Below are 18,786 nucleotides of genomic sequence, written 5' to 3'. Positions count from 1 at the left end.
AAAATAAACGTAGCCACACCAAAAACTCTCTGGAATTCTCTCGCCTTAGTTTACTACAGCCCTATGCCTAACAGCAGGCTTACAACAACGGGCAAAAGCTTGTATCACGCCGCGTGTAAAGCCTGCGGCATACAAGAAAAGCAGAGCTTATGCCTACGGCAGAATACGTAAACGCTTTAGCGATACGCGCGGTCATTATTTGCGGTTTAATTATATGCAAGTATTCAGCTATCAGCAATCAGTAAATGGCGTAGCGATTGGCTGACGGTTGAATGCTTACGATAAAAATAAACTTACACATTTCGGATGCTACCCAGGAAACAGAGAATCAACTTCTATCAATTCCTGAACCCAACACTTAGGCAAGATTGAAAGTAAAGAAGCGATAACTTTAGACTGCGATTTTATTGGCATTTTATCTAAAAAATACTGCCAATCTGTATCATCTAAATGTTTCTCTATCGCAAACACTTTTTTAACTATTTCCTGATTAGATTTCATCTCTAAATCTTGCAGACTAAAATCTATATTTATCATTTCCAATTCCTCTTTTAAAATATCGCTTATATCTTCCAAATTATTCCTTTTGCTATTATTACTATTTAATAGAGAAAGGAATATTTTTAACCATTGTTTCCAACCTCCTCCAAACTCAGTTGCTAACTTAGAAATATAACCCTGACTAATACCAGAAACTGCGGCTACAACTGGTTGAGTAATCTTTTGTCCCTGCAACCAAAGTTCTTTAACTGCGGTTTCAATTTTCCACCAAGATTTCTCATCCTTACAACCAGCTTCAATCGTAATTTCTGCTGCTTGCACACATTTGAATTCATATTCTAAAAAGCTTAAATCGTAATCAGCACAGAAGTAAAAATAAAGTTCTGATTCTGGACGATTATTTACTCTTAATCTGCCGATAGCTTGGATAATTTCAGATTGTGTAACCCAGTCAATAAAATTTTGTAACTCTTGATTTATTTCTGAGTGTTCTAACAAGTTATTACTACTGTTAGCATTTATTTCCAAATCATCTAATTGATATTCACTTTTGTTATGACTGGATTTTAAAGTTAGATATAATGTTTCTAAATGACCAATATTTTGATAGGGAATTCCAAAAGTCGCTAAGGCTGTAATTTCCTGGAAATCGTTAGAACCGCGACTGTCTCTAAACCAACCACCATCTTCAGTTTCACAGCATTTCACAAAGTCAATAAATTTGATATCACTATGACGAGACAATAATTCTTGTCGCAGTGCGCTGACTCTTTCTTGACAGTAGGAAGAACGATTTTTAGAAACTTGTCCTAATCCGGTGATTTGGATAATTTGTAAATTGTTGGTTTTAGTTATTTCTTGCTCTACAGTTAAAATTTCTTGTGGGTTAATATCAAACCACCAAGCTATGTACTCAGGTTTGGTAGTAGCATCTAAGTAAACATTCCATTTTGTTGATTGACTAATCGCACTATGACGTGAGTTACGAGTTGTAATATTTAGCTTTCCATATTCAATGCGAATTGTACCAGGAATCTGTTTACCCCAAAGTTGTAAAAACGGTATAAACCAGTTAACTATTATTTCTAATTGAATTTTCTCCACTAATTCAGAGATGGGATTACCAAATTGTTTTCGCATCTTCTTTGGTAAATCACTTAAATCTATTCCATACTTACTGGTGGAGTTAAAGATTGGTAATAAATCTGGTTGTAAAACTTCTATCGCTTTTGTGATAATTGCATTTAAATTTTCAGGTGGTTTACCCAACATTCTTCGGACATCAGCATCATTCCAACCGTAGTAAGGTTGTTGAATATCTCCTGTGATACATTGTCTTAAAATTGCCCACATTGGTTGTAATTGCAGACTGATTTCAGGAGAATTAGTCATTAACTCTGCCATTACTCGGTCAATGTCGCGTAAATTGGTAGTGATAGTATTAATTGGTTGTACTGTTTGCATAACTTCATCCCAGAAAATACCGCTAGTTGACCAGTCGAAATCTTCTGGTTTGGGTGCGCTATCGGGATGGGAACGAATGCGATCGCTCTTGAAAGTCTCTTTTCTCAAATACCGATGTCCAAAACCCGCTCCAGCAACACCACGACAAGCTTCTAATAAGTGACAAGTAGCACAGATAGGATTTTCTGCACCTTCAATAGAGTCTAAATTCTTGCTGCGTAAAACATTAAAAATTTGACTGCGATGACAATTACCTTTTGTATCTGGTGTTTCTCCCTGCTTAGGCCATCTTAGGTAACGTTTACCGTTTGGGGTAGTATCCCAAACCATACCTGAATTACGTACATCCAGATATTCATAATTGCGCTCAATGGTTTCTGTACTGACATTGCGAGCATGACTGGTAAAGTACCATAACTTTTCTACTCCCAATGCTTTTGGTAAAGCTGTTCCTGCATCATGGCTTTTAAATGTACCAGTGGGACTTTTATCTAAAATGTGTTTCCAACCTGCTGCAATAGCTTCAGTGTACACTTGCAAACGCTGGCCTTTTTTGAAGATAATTTTTGGTGGCTGTTGTAAATTGCCATATTTGGGGAACTTCCCAGGTTTGTACTCAATCACCTTGCACGGTGCAATGGGTGAGGATAAACTTTGACCATCTTCCGAAAGTAGTTGTTTATTATCAGGTTGTGATATTGGGTTCGATTGATTTTTGATAACTCCCTCATGGGAAAGTAGCTGTCTTTCCTCTTGTGGTATTAAGTCTGGTTGATTCTTAATAACTTCTCCATCTGTGGAAACTTCTGTTTTTCCATCTTCCCTATACTCTGTTCCCCTATTTGTGGTTCTGCTAAAACCATCATGATCTGCATTTAACTCAGGGGATGAGACAGAAAAATCACTCTTGACAACACCATCACATTGTGAAGCTGCGTCAAACCTCTCAACCTTATCTTTTTTCTCTCCGTGTTCTCTGTGTCTCTGAGGTTCGTTTAACCCACCGGATACTCCCGAATTTTGTTGACCAAAACCTTTCTTGGGACGATAACGCTCCACCATCCGCCCAAACCATAGCTTCAGCTTGTAGAGCATTCCCCATTCTCGGTCTATTTGAGCTAGGGACTCTTGTACTTGTTCTGAACAACCAGCAAAAAACTCTTCTGGTGTTATGGTTGCGCTGACCGTTTGCGGAGCGTTTTCAAGAGAAAGCATCGCTTCATTATGCCAACTCACCACTACCTGATATCCACCTTTACGGCAGTATTCAACGCCTTTTGCATATTGGTGAATTAAATCTATGTTGTCTGTAGAGTTGGTAGCGGGTTTTAGCGTAATCAACTTATCCTGCACCAACTGGAATGAACCTTGTTTGAGTAGTTTTCTGATTTGCTGATGGATATGATGGCGATTCAGGTAAGCAGCAGTGCTAATTAGTTTAATCTCATCTTGCCGACCTACGGATAGTAATTCGTCAATGTCTAATTGCTCTTTAGTTTCCAGTTGTCCCCAGTCACCCACAGATAGAGAATATCTCAATTTACGGCACTGTTGCAGAGTATCTTCATTGGCTTTGGCAATGTGGGGATTGAGTATTGCACCAGCATCAGGCATCAGCTGAATTTCTTGGGGACGCAACCGCTTCAGGTAATCTTTGAGGGTTTGTTGACCATAGCGGGCGGCAGATGCTGTACCAATGACGGCAATATCAGTTTGCCCAGAACGCCACAAAGACACGGCGGTGAGTAGAGATTTGAGTGCGCCTTCGCAGAGAATTACTACTTTCACCTTTTTGGCGTTTGGATGTTTCCAGCAAAACAGAGGTAGTTCGCCATTTGGTAATTGGGGTCCGCTTCCTCCCTGGTAGGAACTACTCAACCAAATGTATTTGGGTTGTGTTCGCAGGGTGGCAATTTGAAAGCCGGTGATTTGAAAATTGGGGTCAAGGGCTGCGATCGCTATTCCTTCTCTCCCCAATAGTTTACCTTCAGGTGAAATACCCGTAAGAGACGATGTTACACCCGCAGGGGAATAAGCTCCAGGTTCCCAGCTTCTCACCCAGCCTAAGTCTTTGAGCCAGTTAATTTCTTGAGTAGTCAACTGTCGTTGTTCTTGGAGATGGGAGAAATGTTGAGTACCCAAACTACTCACTGTGGAGTTTAAAAGTAATCGGTTTTGGCGATCGCGCTCCTCAATACTCAACCCCTTGTTTGTTTGTCTACTGTCAGCCCGTTTTTGAGGCGAATACAGAGGCTTATCCTGGTTTTGGGCATTTTGGTCATCTGGAACAAATAAACCGCCCATATCGTTACGCAAGGGTTTGATAAAGCGATAACCAGCCGGGGCATCATGTTGGCTGAAACTCCGTAGGCACTCAATTAGATTATCTGGGCGAATAGCGCAACCGTGATGGTTGCCACAGATAGGACAAGGATTGCGTTTGGTGGTGTATTGACGTTTCATGGCAGCGCACTCAAAACCAGGTGAGTAGTCCCCGCAGGGCTGGAATAGATGTTCTGACTAGCATACAACCCCGTTTTGAGTAGTTTTTTTTCGGCCATATCTATATAATGTGCAATTTTTAGGTGATTTTGGTGGTTAGGGGGTTAAAGCTTTATTGAGTAAGGGTTTCATGAAAATCAATTATCACAAGGGGGGGAGTTAATTATCACAAGTGGGGGAGATAATGAGTAGTCGAAAATTGCCCTTTTTTATTCTCAATAAGGGTGAGTGGTTTTTATTTTTGAACGTAATATTAATAGTTGTGAGCTTTATTGTTGTCAGTAAGCTGGATGTTTATCACGAGTGGGGGATTTAGCGATCGCTCCTTATGGTGGTGTTGGGGGCGATGGCAGAACGCCCGCCCGCCGGAGGCGATCACTTGAGGGGGACTGTGACTTAAAGGAAAAGATTGCGTGCGGCTCGTTGAGGTAGCCGGGTCAGGAGGGTGACTTGCCTGCTTAGGTTAACCGAAAATTAAAGGATAAAGTTGCCGTGAGTCCATGACTAAATAAGAGTTTTGAGCTTTGCGATAAGCGTTCGCGTAGCGTCTCTTAGAGAAGCTTAAGCCTTTAGCTATCGCGCTATGACAAAGACAGAAGCTAGTTAGGCTTTGGGTTCGGAAAGCTTATCCTTTAAGTCGCACCGTGATTCGGCTACCAACGAATCGCACCTCATTCTATGTAAATATAGCGTCGCAGACATTAGGTGGATGCCTAAGCCTAAGTCCCTCTATCCAAATAATTTTTTACCAGCACTTGACATCCGGTATATCAAATTTGTAAAATACATCGTTATTACATATATCATCCACTAGCAAATAATTCATGGCTAAAAAAAATGAAGAGTTAATCACCCTGTCAGCTCTTGAAGAAGACCTGCTGACAGTGTTGCGTGGCAAAGAACTATACGGACTGCAAGTTATGAACGCCATTAACGAAGCTAGTGATGGTAAGCGCCAGATAGGATTTGGTAGCCTGTACCCCACACTCCATCGGATGGAAAAAAAAGGTTTAGTTAAATCTCGTTGGGGTGAAGAAACAGACCCAGAATCAGGTGGTGCGCGACGCAAATATTACGAAATTACTGGTTTAGGGGAACAGGTACTTAGAGAAACTCAGGAATACCGCGCCCATCTTGCTGGATGGAAACCAGTTTTTATTGAACAATTGAATTTTGTACAACTACTACCTAATCAATTGGGAGTAGAGGGGGTGTAGTATGGAATACTTGAATAATTTTTTGAAACAAGTCCCCAAACTCCCAATAATATTTCAAATAGTGCTGTTACCAGTATTATTCATACTGTGGCTCATACTATGGGTCTTTCCAAGATTATTACTAATAATCTTGTTTGTAATTGGATTGTGTTGCAAACAACAAATCAAACCTTTTATAGAAAGATTTGTAGAGCAGAAAAACCAAGGTATTAATCAAGCTTTAAACAAGATAGAAAAAATCTATGAGATACAACTTCAGGTTGCGTTCAATAATGATTGTAAAGATATTGATGGCAGCATTCTTTTACAAACTCAGCAGGATATAAAAAAAGCTATCAAAATTTTCCAGGATTCAAGAGAAAGTTTACAAAATGCCAACGTTGAATTTGATGAAGCAATCAAGGATTTTTTTAGCGAGAATCAATCATCTACAAGAAAACTTAAATTACCTGTTTGGATTGGAAAAAAACTTCCAGAAGACTGGCGCAGTGACCTAGAAGAGTTACAGAGAAATTGGATAAAATCTGGATGTTCAGGATTAGTTTTTCATCTCAGAACCACTCGGTGTTTGCTAGGAATGGGTTGGGCTAAATTAAGAATTAGGTGGGAAGATTACAGGGATGGTAATACAACCAAAAAAGTTGGTGATAAATAGATGTATATCTATTTAAAGTGACTAAATTGCTTCCAACTCAATAATTCACAATTTTTGAGTGAATTATATATGTTTAACGGTTTGATTGTCTTCTGGAACAGTGAATTAGTTGATTCCCGTTCCTCTAGCAGATGTCAACGGTACATAAATAATTAGAGCAAGTCGGGGAGCCTGAAAAACGGATAGACTCGCTCTCTATTTCTACATAAATTATGAAGTAACAATATGACAGATAAAGCCAATTCGATTGTTAACATTCAGTCTCATGATAAGGTAATGAACAAACCTGTTGCAAATGCCTACAGCATTTTGGGTAAAACTTACGCTCAAGCTTTACCTATCATTGCTACTGGAGGAATCGTAGCTCTATTCGCAATATGGGTAATTGCAGCATCCAGTTGCGGAGGGTCAGTTAACTTTAAGCTAATCCCTTTAGAATTTCAATTGATGAAGGGAAATTGCAGTATTCCGGCTGATGTAGGGAAGAAATAATTTCTTTAGGGCAGAATTGTACATGATTCTTTACTCAATTCCATGAGTGCAAATTTTGATACTTTTGCCCTAATATCTCACCTGTGAGTTAATAATTATTAATGAAATGAGATACCAAAAGCTTTGGATAACATTGACTTCTCCAGACCTTTTATTGAATCCTTCGTGACTTTGTTAATGTCTTCTAGTTCGTTATGGTCATAAATATCTGGTACTGAGATAGTTAGTGGGCCACGAAGTGTAATTGATAAAATAGAGGCAAAGCCAGAGGATACTGTTGCGGGTATTGGTAAACATTTACCTTGGTGCATTTCATCCCATACAAACTGTAATAGAGATCTGTAAAACTTGAGAAGCACAACATCTCCTTTGTTTTGAATATCTAAAAGAGGTTGCTTGAGTAGGTCATCTAAAATCTGTTTAATAAAAAGCAACATCTCTCTTGTAGTGATAATTTGACTCTCAATGGGGATTTTAGCTTGAAGTAATTCATAACTAGGAACTAAATTTTGCGCTATCTCATAAATGGATTGGCACGAGTTAGCGAGTTTTTGAACTGCATAGTATTCAGTTGCATTTGGATTAATAGGGCCAGAAGTAACTGGGCGCAAAAAGTAACCAATCTCCCTAATTAACCGCCTATTGCAAATTTCATCCAGAAAGCTGCTGTTATATGCCCACACCTCAAACCATTCTTGGTACTTTCTTAAAATCCCTTCACGATAGTCTAATGGGACTTCTTTATAAAGGAACTGGAGTAGGGGAGCTGTATTACTACAGAAACTGTACAATTCACCTAATTCTACAGACCTAATAAGATTCTCTTGATTGTCCTCTTCCATTTGTAATCCCTTTCTAGTTGACATAGTATCTAAAGCCAATATCGTTTTTGCATACAGACCAGTACACTTTCTCTGTCCGGTCTCCCATCTAGCAACAGTTACTGCATCCACTTCTAATCGAGATGCAAACTGCGCCTGAGTCTCTCCAAGTGAACGTCGGATACGTCTCACTTCCTCTGGTTTCAGGTGATAATTCGATGACATCCCAAGTATCCTCTTGAGCTTTGGTTATTATCATAACCGATATATAACCATTGGTAAAGTGATTTAACTAACAAAGTGCTAACAGTAAGGTTTATCCCCTCACCTTGGGGAGAAAGTGGCGAGCGTGACATCGTAAGTGAAGGATTTAGCGATCGCCTATGGCTTACGCCACGCTGCGCTATCAGCACTGCGCTCCGCGAAATCGCCTTTCAATGTGGTGTTAGTGGTAATTCCTTGAGGGGGAGTTAGTGAGTAGTCGAAAATTACCCTTTTTTATTCTCAGTAAGCGGGAAGTGTTATTTTTCTTAAACGTAATATCAACTGTTTTGGGCTGTGTTATTGTCAACCCTCAACACCTTGACACAAAATACCTAAAATCTTGTTTAACTCCTTAATATAATAATTGTTCAAATCAATAAATATTTCTGCCCCTACCAACTTTAAAAACTTCCAAATATCTCCAGTTGTCACAGCACCATAAACAGTTTTAATTTCATTACCTTCCTGTTCATTAAACAACTGTGCTGCTAACATTGCTGCTGCACATTGACCCAAACTACCCTTAATATTTTCATTTTTAGCTTCTACAATAATTACTATAGGAGCATTAATTGTTAACTGTTCCTTAGAACGACTGATAACAAAATCACAATAACCATTTAAACCCTTCTCAATATCAACATTAAAATCTGTACCAGAAAATAAACTAATTTGATAATTAGCTTTACGCCTAACTTCTAACAAAATTGGCGCAATAATCATTTCTGAGCGTGCTTTTTCCGTATTTATTGCTAATGCGAGTTCTGTAGTTTCTTCCAAAGTGCTGGTTAACTTTTCACTGAGTTCTATAGGTTCTACAGCAGCAAATAAATCAATTTCTTCCTTAATTGTAATATGAAAATTATTCCTAAACTTAGTTAAGCTAAAATCGCTATAAGCCATTGCTATTACCTCATGATTCTCAACAGCTTATCTAAAATTTAAAACCTCTTTAATTATAGCAGTATACTTTTCAGGAATAGGTGCATCTTTACCCTTGGTCTCAATATCCCTGACCCAGCTTTGACTCATACCTACAGCATTAGCAAAATCTCTTTGACTCATTTTTTTAGCTGTTCTCATTTGTTTAACCAAGTTGCCAGTTATTTCCTTGATAACAGGTATATTCCTAATTGTTACTTTACCATTACTTACTCCCGAAGTTTTAGCTATGCTAGAATTATTTATGACAACATCAACCTGACTTTGTGTTTTTACACCAGCTTTATTAGATTTTGTGTAAAATTTTGTATTTTTTTGATTTTTTACTGATTTATTATTATTTATCTGTGAAGAAGGTAACTTAAAACTTAACTTAGCAGGTAATAAAATATTTTGAATATAATTATCTGGTAACTTTTTCTTTCCCAGTAACTTTTGATTTCTTTCTTGAGGCGATAAATGAGCTAGTTCTTCTGGTATTGCCCACAAAGGTCTTAACCACATTGGGTAGGTTTGATCATCAAACTCAATCATCATATTAACTTTATCTTTTAATAGCAGAAAAGCTTCTTCTAAATCTTCTCTCAATCGCCAACCATACCGATAATCACTGACTGCTTTTTCAATTTGAGAACCTGGTAAGATATTACTCAATAAATTATGAATTGTGTAAGTACCATTTTTATGAGCGCGATTATTTTGAATAATATATAAAGCAAGTTCAAAAGCTAGTTTATGTTTATGTGCATCTAAATCAAAGACTTGCTTAGGCATAAACCCACATTGATAGAGTGCAGTTTTTGATTTTTCTCCTTCAGCATTGAGAAAATTATAAGTCCAAAGTCCAGGCTGTACACGAATGATAACTTCTAATAAATCTTCTGGTTCTTGAAATAAATTCGGTTGACTATATTCCTGTACACTGACCATCCACAGTAAACAACGTTCTTTAATACTAAGATTTAAATCGCCTTCGTACCATTGAATTACCGCTCCTAAAGTACCAACTACCATAGCCAAATCTGCTATAGCTTTGAGTTTTTGTGATTTACTGAGTTTTTTACTTTTATATATTTGCAGTGTCTTAATTAGTTCTGAACCACGCAGGATAAAAGGCTGTTTCCAAGGTTCTTTTTGTTGTGTGGCATAAGTAGCAAATACTGCGTGTAATCTAGCAGCCATTACACCGTACTTTTCCAGAATTTGATGTTCCGCACCATCCAAGATATATTGTGGTTGATGTGCTTGTTGGTGAAGTATGTAGAACTCAATATAACGACCTTTACCAAATTCTTTTGAGAAGTAAAGCTTGCCATCAGTATACTTATTCCAATCAGGTTGTTTAAGGTATGCTTGGGTAGCACTAATAATTGGCGCACTTGTTGCTGTCATCTCGTAGTTGTTGTTTATAAATAGCGGTTGTTCTGTGAAAGGAAGGTTTTTAGGTTTTCTGAGTTGCTTAGTAGTTGTTGGTATTTGTGGATTAGCAATAGTGCCAGTTCCAGTTTTGCGTGTAGCATCTGCTGGGTAAGGTATTGCTAATTGATAGCCTGATAATTCAGGTTTTGGATATCTTCTATTATTCTCTCTTACTGACACCAAAACTGTCCTCCCCCAAATTACCAAATGTTGACCTGATTAGAAGTTTCATTTCGCTGTAGATACTGTTAAAACTCAGAAATGTTGATTTTCATAAGCACAAGATTTATAGGCATATAAAGTAAACCTATATACCTTTAAATTTGTTATTTATTAATAAATGGCTACTTTTTAAAAAGTGATACTTAAAAGCCTTTTGCAACAACTAATGTTGATTGATCTTGGTTAAGCTATGGCTACACTATTCAAGCTATCAAGAGTTTTTATTTTGATTTTCTACTGCTATCTGCCTCAGATATTGTCTCTTGGCTTAAAACCCTGAATATTAAGCAACTTCTGAAACTCCAGTACCTACGAAATTTTCATCAATATCTGTATTTTGCTTTTTATTCTCGTGTGAAAGCTTTTCTTCTACCAGTTTTGTCAACCAGTCCATAATAGTTAAACCTGAATCTTTAGCAGCATCTTGGAGCATAGGTTGTAACTGTGCTGGAAGTTGTAAAGTCAGGTTAAAAGTTTCTCGTAATGGGATTACATTTTTTCTGACTTGAGAAGATTCTCCAAAACGGTAAGTCCAGTATTCGCATTCTGCACCCCGTTGGTTGCCGTCTTTCTCAACAAAGCTTAATTTACCCAGGCGATCGCAATAAAAACTTTGGTGATCATCTTTTATCAACTCTTGACTAGAATGACGGCAATTCCAGCAACTACGGTTTAATGATTGCTCAGAATTATCAGTTGATTGGTGTTGTTGTTCAAAAGAATGCTTTTGCCTAGATTTATTTGCTGAGTTCTCTCGGTGGTACTCTCTTGCTACTTGGGCAACGTGAGCAGCTGTGACTTTACTATTGGGGGCTGTAGAAACTGCTTTAGCCCAAGCTTCGCGTTGTTTTTCTGGGGGTAGTGTTACTAAGGGTCTGATTTGGCGTTCGTTCGTAGGCAGAATTTGATTTTGTGATCCATGGGTCACATTTACAAAACTTCGTGATCCACAAGTTAGAGTTTCAGGATTTTGTGATCCATGGATCACATTTACAAAACTTTGTGATCCACGGGTCACATTTTCATAAACCAATGCAGCTTGTATCAAGCGATAAGCAGACCGTCGGGACATTTCCCAACGGTTCAGGCAATATTCATCAAAGGTTTTGTAACTTTGCCGATAAAGCTGTTTATCTCGAATTTGACCCAAAGATTGTCCGATGTCCCAAAAAGCTCTTAAACCCTTTTCAATTCTGTCCTCTAATCTACCTAGTTCGACTGTTATGGCTTCGCCACGCAGGCTATCACCTTCATTTAGATGATCCGCGCTGTTTGATAGGTATTGATTAGCTGCCTGATTTTGTTCAGAGTTCGTCTCTAACCCTATTGGCTCAATATCTTCGGCAACAGTAAGATTTTGTGTATCCAAAAAAGTGGTAGAATTAGAAGATAACCCTGCTTGGTTCTCTCCTCCATTCATAGAGACTCGATTTAAGTCTGTTGTGTACGTCATAACTTTAGATTTGAGAGTGATGACACTTTGTTTATTGATAGATGCTTTCTCAAGTAGATTTTGTTACTTGCCCCCTGCAATATTAATAATCTTGCACAGCGCAATATAAGTTGCATCTAAATTTATAATTTCTTAACAATTGATGTTGACTAAGATGGCACTAGGTCTCCCACTAAAACAGATGCAATAACCATTTCTAGTCGATGCAGTTCAAGTTTTCATATAGCGGACTGGAGTTTTATAAAATATGCTTATATATACTATAATATTTACTGAGAAAGGCTTTGTCTTTATTCACTCAATCGCACACTGCCATAATCCTCTTTTATCAACATTAGATAAATTAATGAAGTTGCGTTATTTTAGCCAACGAAGAATTAAGGTTTTACCCTACTTTGACCGAAGAGGGATAAGTACGTAAAGTATGGAAAATTTCGTAATTGCTCAATAATTTAGGGCAAAAATGATTGTTCACTCCCCCCTCTAAAATTGTTGAACCCCTTGATTTATTGTTGAAGATAGGTGAAGAGAGCGAGCTAATGGGTAAATAGCTCAAGAAAAACCTCAAAAGACGCAAAATCGTTACCGATACGGTAGTTCTTCCCTAATTATTGAGCTAATACAAAATTTTAACTTCTTACCTAATAAGGGTGATAAAATGTATTTCTTAGGAACAGCCCAACTAGAATTGAGTAGTTAGGCACAATTTAATAAAAAACCTCTCTTCAAACCTTTATCTTGTGATATAAGGAGCTTTCACTTCCTTTTCAAGGAGTCGGAGGGTTAGGTTTGTCATATTTTTTATCGCTTATTTACTTACAACACCTGTTAGGGATGAAAGAAACATATCGTGTTCTTATAATGATTTACCTGTTACCTGTTTGATTAGAACATTATTTGTCTTCACCAATCCTATCAATTAAGTAAAACGTGCGATAAAAATAAACTGTTGTACTTGTTGAAAAAGCAAAAGTAAATTTTATAACTGGTAGAACCAGGTTTTCTACTATGCAAAAACGTCATAAACGATTAGTCGAGTTAATTGAACATTTATTAAAAGAAGGCTGGACTCAAACAACTTTATCTGTAGAAATCGGTGTTGATTTTTCAACTGTATATAGATGGTTGAAAGGTAAAGCTATTCCCGAAACTGACTCTAAAAATTTCTTGCGTTTAGCAAAATTGAGTGGTGGTGATAGTGAAACTCTGGAACAATACTTAGAAGGTTATATATCTCTATCTACTTACCTTCAAAATTTTGATTTGGACAAAAACTCATTAAATACTGTTACAACCAGCAATAAATATCCTGTTGAACAAATTAAGAAGGAAGTCATGGCACGAATTTATACCCTAGATCCAGTAGATATTGCTGATATAATCAACACAAGTGTAAAATTTTTAGCAGAAAGTAGCAAACCAGCTATAAGAGCATAAGCTAATTATTAATAGTATAGCTTGTGCTGTTAATTGTACCACTACCAAAAGATATAAAAAAGGTATAAAAATTTTATAACCCGGAATTTGATGTCAAGTTCCATTTGCTAAGTTGTGGTTTTATATTGGTATGTCCAGTATTGTAAAATACCCAAAATAACTTGGCTGTATTTTATCCTGTTCTGCCCAGGTAAAGGTACAAAGATTGATTTTTATTAGGTAATTTCTCTCTAATCTTTATATAAATGCCATTCAAAAAAATAGCACCCAAGATATAGAGGGCTAATCTAGCCCTTACCTAGAGAAATTTAATAAAATTCAATCTTTTGGATGTTGTTTTTCTATCTTTATTTTGATATGGAAATTATTTAAATTTTTTCTTTCTGATAATTATTAAATACACCATAGAGTTTACTCTATGGGTAAATCTTAAGAAAATATTAAATTAATATATTTGTCATCTATCTAACTTAATAGATAAGTTAGCATTTCTAAATATCATCATTAATACTGCCAAATCAGAAGAAACCGCAAACATAGTAGGTGAACAACATGATAAAAACAGTAATTATCGATGACCATGAGTTGAGTAGATATGGTATCAATGTGTTACTTACGGCTGCTCATGATATCGAGATTTGTGGGGAAGCTGAAACAGCATCAGAAGGACTCAAACTAATAAAAACTTATACTCCACACATAGCTCTTGTTAATCTGCATCTTCAAGATGATAGTGGTATTGAAGTCGTAAAACGAATTAAACAAGTATCATCAATCACTAAAATAGTGATTTTTAATGCTCAAGCTATGGAAGACTCTGTTAGAGAAGCTTTCGCAGCAGGTACAGATTCATATTGCACAAGGACGATAGCTAAAGAAAAGTTAGCAGAAGCTATTTATGTGACACACAAAGGAGGAAATTGGTTAGATTCTGCGATCGCTAAAATATTAATTCAAAATTTGCAACTTCAACAATTAGTAGTTACTCCCAGTCTGAAAATAAAACGAGTGTGCCGGCAATATTCGCTTAGTTCTAGGGAATTAGAGATTTTGCAAATGATTGCTATTGGTGATAGAAATAATCAAATTGCCAACAAACTTTTTTTGAGTGTAGGTACTGTGAGGTCTCATGTCCATCGCATTCTAACTAAACTCGATTGTCAAAACCGCGCTCAAGCTGCTACAAAAGCAATTGTAGAGGGACTGATAGATAGTCCAGAAACAAATCAAATCAGTTTAACGGCTTGATTTTGATTTTTGATTTAATTGATCTAGATAACGTTGTCGCTCGTCATTATTCACAACCCAAATCATACATCTGCCTTTTAATTGAGCTTTTTTGGCTCGACAAACACTCAAATCAAAATCGTTCCATTTCATAATTTGACGAGCAAATTCTCCGTCTTTTGACTTAGCCCAATTCAAAGTTTCTTGTTCTTCTCCAGTTAAGCGAACTGGTTCTGTTAACCCTTTACCTCTCCAAATAAAAAATATATTACCAGCCAGCATAACAACACCAAACATACCAAATAATACCAGACCAGTGGCTATTAAAGGACTAAAGACGGATCTAGATTTTTTTTGCTCGGTTTTACTCAACAAGGTTGATGCTGCTTTGGCGATCGCACTTTTTTGTTGAACAATGGCTACACTTGATGCTTTATCAAGTTTGTCATCTATTTCCGTTGTCCAACCTTCGACTACTGTATTAAGTTTACCGGGAATGTCTTCCATTAAGACCTCAAATTTACCCAGGGAACTTAATACCAAAAACAATGGGTCTTTAGGATTGATACCAGAACGTCTCACTACATCGAGAACTTTCTGTTTAAAATGATCTGATTGTCCTGCTAATGTTGTATCTAAAGAAGCTTCTACAGGGGTGTTCATAAGTTCATGTTCCTTTTTTTATGTTTCTTGATGGAGATGATATAGTAATCAAACCTGATTCCTATATGTCAGTTTTTTATTGTGCTGGAATTTTCTAACATGATTTCATTCTGAGTTTTAATTAAAAAGTAAGAATTCAGGAGTTAGAAACTAGAACTTTTGAAAAGTAATAAGTCACTAATATAGAAAAGTTGGTTTTTTCAAAAAAAATGAAAGATAACTCTAATACCAATTTTGGGCGAGGTTGAACACAATGGGAAATACATTAATTCATTGATCTTTATCTGTGTTTATCGGTGGCCAGTTATTCTTGAATTTTTGTTCTATTCAGCTTCATATTAATTGGGTAGAAATCCTAAAATCGTTCTAAATTATGATTTTTATACGCATAATCTTATTCCCAATTATCCCCGATTTTGAATACAGTAATTTTCTCAACTATCTCGTACACAAATAAATCACAAATAAATTCTATAACCCTTTGTCCATAAGCTTTTGGTGATTTAGGTGTGGTACTTTAAAAAGAAAAGTGCTGTATTTAGAACAAAACTTAAAAATCGCTATTTAATTGATTTTGTAAATCTACTGTTGATGTAATGTTCAATAAACCCAATAATTCCCTAATATGTTTATTATTCTTAATTTGTTCACTAAATTCTTCCATCCAGTTAAAGACACGAGAACGGTTCATAAAATCTATTTCAGAGTTTTGGATGGCATAGTTATAAGGTGAATCCAGAGATTCTAATAATTCATAAGTATCTCTCCATAACTTTCCCAAATATAATTCATTGTTTCCACTTGCTTGGATACCCTGTTGAATATTAGAACCATCATAGTAAGGAAATTCGTCACCAAAATACAGATTTTTGATAATGATGTAGTCTGCTTTATTTTCATAACAATTAAAAAGTTCTTGTAGATAATCTGTACAATCTCTCCGATAAGAAATTGGATGTACAAAGGTGATACGATAACCTAATTGAGCAATTGCATCCCACAGCATGACTTCTTCCGCAAATTGTCGGAATTCTTCAAAACTTTGTCCGGGTAAATCACTCAGAGCTACTTGCACATCAGAAAAAGTCTCTAAATCAATTAATAATTGGTCTGCACCACCTTGGGTTAAGGGCAATTGAGCAATAGGTAATAACAGCTGATAAGCATACAATTTATTGCGATTACCACTGTAGTAAACTCTGAAATTTAGTTTTGATTCTAGATAAAGTTCAATCAACAATCGTGCTATAGTTGACTTACCTACCCTAGCATCACCAACTGTCATTACTAGTCGTTTAGGATTAGGGATAATTCCTGGATTATTTTGGCTATGCGGCTTGATCTGTGATGACTGCATTTTCTTTTATCCCCAATAATTCATTAGCATTCAACACGCTTTGCTCAAATTCTTTCAACCAAGCTGAAACACGAGATTTAATGACAATGTTGGCTTGTTTATCTTCTAAGACTTCACTAAAAGTCAAGTTTTTTTCATCAATATAGTCATAGGGTTTGAAAAACAAATCTGGCATTTTAATTTCTACCGCACCATCTGCCAAAAGTGTGGTGCGAGTATCGGAATTGTCATAGCGTTCAAACTTATCAGCTTCACCGTGAAACAGATTTTTTACAACTACATAATCAACGCGATCGCCACAGTATTTGTGAAGAATTCGTAATATATTCACTGAGTCTTTTACCCTTGATAGTACACTTACCATAGTGACTTTGTATCCTAAGCCTTTGACAGCATCAAATACACCCAAGTCTTTCTCAAAATTCTCAAAAAACAGACCTGACTGAGCAGGTAAATCTACTAATACCAATGGGGGAAGTTCTTTTTCTAAATCTATTAGTAAGTCATCTGCACCACCTCTTGTAAAAATATCAAGTAGCTTGACTCCCGGTTGTGCGGAGTCGTAGTGTCTATATAATTGGGCATTGCGATGATCTGAATCATAAGCCAAATATTTTAGCTGTTTGTTGATATATAAATGTAGTAGTCCTCTTGCAAATGTGGATTTACCTACACCTCCTTTATCACCGGTGATAATTACTATTCTTCCTGTTTTCTGAGTGGTATTTTCTACTGTTTGTTCATCTATTTCGACCTGCTTATTCTCACTCATTGTCTTTTTATTCCTTTTCTTAGTCATAAACCATGAATTGAAGTCAGCTATAGAAAAAAGCAAATAGCATATAATTAAATAACAAGATTTACTATTTGTCTACTTTAAATCCTCATCAAATCCATCAAACTCTGTTTTTGTTATCCTATTTATTTTCTATGTTCTATTCTTACATCTCATCCTTCAAACAACAAACCATTATTTGATGTAAGATAATACACATTTTGATATATTTTTAATTGTAATCACAGGCGTTCGAGTAGCATCCATGTAAGAACTGACTTGTCCTAATTATGAAGTATCGGTTTATAACGTCCGACAAGAACAGGAGAAAGCCCAGAGTATGGAATTGGAGTCCTGCTACGTAGAGCTACTGGGTTCTCAGTTTTAGATAATTGAGTTTCTATACTGACAAATTTTGTTTTTGGCTCAGCTTGCACTGTGGCTGTAGAATCAATTGTGGATGTCCCGTCAACTACTTCGCCATCAACGGGAATTTTCTCGCCAGGACGAACCAGTATCACATCTCCAATCTGTACTTCTTCAATCGGTACATCTATTTCTCGTCCATTCCGAATTAACCTTGCAGTTTTCGCTTGCAAACCAATCAACTTACGGATAGCTTCTGAAGTTTGTCCTTTAGCGCGATTTTCAAATAGTCTGCCTAGTAAAATCAGGGTAATGACAACAGCAGCAGTTTCATAATATACATCTGGTGTTAACCCCTGATTGATGAAAAAGCTAGGAAATAATGTGGGAAATAGCGAATAAAAATATGCTGCACTTGTACCCAAAGCGATTAGGGTATCCATTGTGGCAGCATGACGTTTTAAAGCTTTCCATCCATTAGTGTAGAAGGAGTAACCACACCAGAATTGTACTGGGGTAGTAAGTATCAACTGTACCCAAGGATTATGTAGCCATACTGGGATAAAGGGTAAGTGCAACCCTGTCATCATAGGCAGTGAACCTATAACCAACACAGTGCTAATGATGCCTCCTACCGCCACCTTTCGCATTAAATCGCGGGATTCCCTTAAGCGATGTCTTTTCTCCACATCGTCTTCTCCCGTCATCAGGTTTTGTTCTTGGAGTGGGTAAGCAGAGTAACCTGCTGCATCTACCGCTTCTTGAATAGCTTCTAAATCAGTTCTTCTAGGGTCATATTTAACTGTTGCCTGTTCTGCTCCAAAATTCACAATACATTCATCGATTTCTTCACCCTCTTGAATTTTTCGGATTTACTAAAGGCGTTATTGCCTTTGGACTTACCTTAAAAATTTGCGGGTGCGATTCCGTCATTCCAATGAGGTAATAAATATTTCTACCTACTGAGGTATAGGGATTTCATGCAGATTTCATATTTATGTGCATTCGT

The 18,786-nt window shown here is 36.8% G+C and carries 14 protein-coding genes and 1 pseudogene; 6 read left to right on the top strand and 9 right to left on the bottom strand.

Annotated features, from left to right (window positions below; translation table 11 throughout):
• Positions 1 to 309: 309 nt before the first annotated feature.
• Positions 310 to 4,428 carry a hypothetical protein gene (locus ACOWPH_RS29910; RefSeq protein ID WP_015364290.1) on the bottom strand — a complete coding sequence of 1,373 codons (4,119 nt, stop codon included), beginning with the start codon at positions 4,426 to 4,428 and terminating at the stop codon, positions 310 to 312.
• Positions 4,429 to 5,291: 863 nt separating this feature from the next.
• On the opposite strand from ACOWPH_RS29910, the gene ACOWPH_RS29905 reads away from it, so the two are divergent.
• The 3 genes from ACOWPH_RS29905 (at position 5,292) to ACOWPH_RS29895 (ending at position 6,831) form a co-directional block, all read left to right on the top strand.
• Positions 5,292 to 5,684, top strand: coding sequence for a PadR family transcriptional regulator (locus ACOWPH_RS29905; protein WP_015364289.1), 393 nt, complete (start codon positions 5,292 to 5,294; stop codon positions 5,682 to 5,684).
• A gap of 1 nt (position 5,685) precedes the next feature.
• A complete protein-coding gene (locus ACOWPH_RS29900; RefSeq protein ID WP_015364288.1) occupies positions 5,686 to 6,339 on the top strand; it encodes a hypothetical protein in 654 nt (217 codons plus the stop codon).
• A gap of 225 nt (positions 6,340 to 6,564) precedes the next feature.
• On the top strand, positions 6,565 to 6,831 hold the full coding sequence (locus ACOWPH_RS29895) for a hypothetical protein (RefSeq protein WP_015364287.1): 267 nt from the start codon (positions 6,565 to 6,567) through the stop codon (positions 6,829 to 6,831).
• Positions 6,832 to 6,929: 98 nt separating this feature from the next.
• Here ACOWPH_RS29895 and ACOWPH_RS29890 read toward each other — a convergent pair whose 3' ends face one another.
• Entirely contained in the window at positions 6,930 to 7,877 is a 948-nt protein-coding gene (locus ACOWPH_RS29890; RefSeq protein ID WP_015364286.1) for a helix-turn-helix domain-containing protein, read from the bottom strand.
• 75 nt (positions 7,878 to 7,952) lie between these two features.
• Here ACOWPH_RS29890 and ACOWPH_RS29885 point away from each other — a divergent pair, with 75 nt between their 5' ends.
• Positions 7,953 to 8,126, top strand: coding sequence for a hypothetical protein (locus ACOWPH_RS29885; protein WP_250855179.1), 174 nt, complete (start codon positions 7,953 to 7,955; stop codon positions 8,124 to 8,126).
• Positions 8,127 to 8,219: 93 nt separating this feature from the next.
• On the opposite strand, the gene ACOWPH_RS29880 is transcribed toward ACOWPH_RS29885, so the two are convergent.
• From ACOWPH_RS29880 to ACOWPH_RS29870, 3 genes are all read right to left on the bottom strand, one after another.
• Entirely contained in the window at positions 8,220 to 8,819 is a 600-nt protein-coding gene (locus ACOWPH_RS29880; protein WP_015364285.1) for a hypothetical protein, read from the bottom strand.
• Positions 8,820 to 8,846: 27 nt separating this feature from the next.
• Positions 8,847 to 10,457, bottom strand: a complete 1,611-nt coding sequence (locus tag ACOWPH_RS29875) for a helix-turn-helix domain-containing protein (RefSeq protein WP_015364284.1) — start codon at positions 10,455 to 10,457, stop codon at positions 8,847 to 8,849.
• A gap of 325 nt (positions 10,458 to 10,782) precedes the next feature.
• Positions 10,783 to 11,952, bottom strand: a complete 1,170-nt coding sequence (locus ACOWPH_RS29870) for a hypothetical protein (protein ID WP_015364283.1) — start codon at positions 11,950 to 11,952, stop codon at positions 10,783 to 10,785.
• A 1,008-nt stretch (positions 11,953 to 12,960) separates the two neighbouring features.
• On the opposite strand from ACOWPH_RS29870, the gene ACOWPH_RS29865 reads away from it, so the two are divergent.
• Positions 12,961 to 13,389: a helix-turn-helix domain-containing protein gene (locus tag ACOWPH_RS29865; protein ID WP_015364282.1), complete on the top strand. Its 429-nt coding sequence runs from the start codon at positions 12,961 to 12,963 to the stop codon at positions 13,387 to 13,389.
• 552 nt (positions 13,390 to 13,941) lie between these two features.
• Positions 13,942 to 14,637, top strand: coding sequence for a LuxR C-terminal-related transcriptional regulator (locus ACOWPH_RS29860; RefSeq protein WP_015364281.1), 696 nt, complete (start codon positions 13,942 to 13,944; stop codon positions 14,635 to 14,637).
• Here ACOWPH_RS29860 and ACOWPH_RS29855 read toward each other — a convergent pair.
• The 4 genes and pseudogenes from ACOWPH_RS29855 to ACOWPH_RS29840 all read right to left on the bottom strand — a co-directional run.
• Positions 14,626 to 15,279: a DUF6753 family protein gene (locus ACOWPH_RS29855; RefSeq protein ID WP_015364280.1), complete on the bottom strand. Its 654-nt coding sequence runs from the start codon at positions 15,277 to 15,279 to the stop codon at positions 14,626 to 14,628. The genes ACOWPH_RS29860 and ACOWPH_RS29855 overlap by 12 nt on opposite strands.
• A gap of 550 nt (positions 15,280 to 15,829) precedes the next feature.
• Complete coding sequence (locus ACOWPH_RS29850) at positions 15,830 to 16,636, bottom strand: hypothetical protein (protein WP_015364279.1); 807 nt, start codon at positions 16,634 to 16,636, stop codon at positions 15,830 to 15,832.
• The gene (locus ACOWPH_RS29845) at positions 16,608 to 17,408 is read right to left on the bottom strand and encodes an AAA family ATPase (RefSeq protein ID WP_015364278.1); all 801 of its coding nucleotides are present in this window, start codon (positions 17,406 to 17,408) and stop codon (positions 16,608 to 16,610) included. Before ACOWPH_RS29845 ends, ACOWPH_RS29850 begins: the two co-directional genes overlap by 29 nt.
• 452 nt (positions 17,409 to 17,860) lie before the next feature.
• Positions 17,861 to 18,649 (bottom strand): annotated as a pseudogene (locus ACOWPH_RS29840) (heavy metal translocating P-type ATPase); the annotation flags it as partial.
• Positions 18,650 to 18,786 lie beyond the last annotated feature (137 nt).

This window comes from Anabaena sp. PCC 7938 (assembly GCF_049315035.1).
GTDB classification, from domain to species: domain Bacteria; phylum Cyanobacteriota; class Cyanobacteriia; order Cyanobacteriales; family Nostocaceae; genus Anabaena; species Anabaena cylindrica.
This window is presented reverse-complemented; position numbering and strand designations above follow the sequence as displayed.

Coding starts and splice junctions, on each gene's coding strand:
- ACOWPH_RS29900 (WP_015364288.1), top strand. CDS start 5,686: ATGGAATACTTGAATAATTTTTTGAAACAAGTCCCCAAACTCCCAATA.
- ACOWPH_RS29860 (WP_015364281.1), top strand. CDS start 13,942: ATGATAAAAACAGTAATTATCGATGACCATGAGTTGAGTAGATATGGT.
- ACOWPH_RS29895 (WP_015364287.1), top strand. CDS start 6,565: ATGACAGATAAAGCCAATTCGATTGTTAACATTCAGTCTCATGATAAG.
- ACOWPH_RS29890 (WP_015364286.1), bottom strand. CDS start 7,877: ATGTCATCGAATTATCACCTGAAACCAGAGGAAGTGAGACGTATCCGA.
- ACOWPH_RS29865 (WP_015364282.1), top strand. CDS start 12,961: ATGCAAAAACGTCATAAACGATTAGTCGAGTTAATTGAACATTTATTA.
- ACOWPH_RS29850 (WP_015364279.1), bottom strand. CDS start 16,636: ATGCAGTCATCACAGATCAAGCCGCATAGCCAAAATAATCCAGGAATT.
- ACOWPH_RS29855 (WP_015364280.1), bottom strand. CDS start 15,279: ATGAACACCCCTGTAGAAGCTTCTTTAGATACAACATTAGCAGGACAA.
- ACOWPH_RS29905 (WP_015364289.1), top strand. CDS start 5,292: ATGGCTAAAAAAAATGAAGAGTTAATCACCCTGTCAGCTCTTGAAGAA.
- ACOWPH_RS29880 (WP_015364285.1), bottom strand. CDS start 8,819: ATGGCTTATAGCGATTTTAGCTTAACTAAGTTTAGGAATAATTTTCAT.
- ACOWPH_RS29870 (WP_015364283.1), bottom strand. CDS start 11,952: ATGACGTACACAACAGACTTAAATCGAGTCTCTATGAATGGAGGAGAG.
- ACOWPH_RS29910 (WP_015364290.1), bottom strand. CDS start 4,428: ATGAAACGTCAATACACCACCAAACGCAATCCTTGTCCTATCTGTGGC.
- ACOWPH_RS29845 (WP_015364278.1), bottom strand. CDS start 17,408: ATGAGTGAGAATAAGCAGGTCGAAATAGATGAACAAACAGTAGAAAAT.